This is a genomic window from Actinomyces sp. S6-Spd3 (assembly GCF_000758755.1).
Classification (GTDB): domain Bacteria; phylum Actinomycetota; class Actinomycetes; order Actinomycetales; family Actinomycetaceae; genus Pauljensenia.
Genome location: NZ_JRMV01000126.1, coordinates 1 through 550, shown reverse-complemented (window position 1 = coordinate 550; position 550 = coordinate 1). Strand labels below are relative to the sequence as shown.

General features: G+C 54.5%; 1 protein-coding gene. It reads right to left on the bottom strand.

The window, feature by feature from the left end:
• Positions 1-550, bottom strand: a 550-nt coding sequence (locus HMPREF1627_RS00765; RefSeq protein ID WP_034500337.1) for a pyruvate kinase, incomplete at both ends; no start/stop codon positions are given.

The window sequence follows — 550 nt, the reverse complement described above, 5'->3', positions numbered from 1 at the left end:
ACCGTCTCGAGCGGCACCTCAACGCCCAAGTCACCACGGGCGACCATGATGCCGTCAAATGCTTCCACGATCTCAAGCAGATGCTCAACGGCCTGCGGCTTCTCAATCTTGGCAATTACCGGGCGGTAAATACCAACCTCTTCCATGACCGCGTGAACATCGTTAATGTCCTTGGCGTCACGCACAAACGACAGGGCAATAAAATCGGCACCAATGTTAAGCGCCCAGCGAAGATCTTCCTCATCCTTTTCCGTCAGTGCGGGCACCGAAACAGCCACACCCGGAAGGTTAATGCCCTTGTTGTTCGAAACATTACCGGGAACCTCAACGCGAGTCTTCACGTCAGTATCAGTTACCTCAATAACACGAACCGCCACGTTGCCGTCGTCGATCAACAGACGATCACCGGGGCGACAGTCACCTGGAAGCCCTGCAAACGTGGTTGACACCAATTCCTTTGTTCCCGGCACGTCGCGAGTGGTGATAGTGAAAGTATCACCCACGTTCAAGTAGTGCGGGCCATCCTCAAAACGCCCCAAGCGGATCTTCG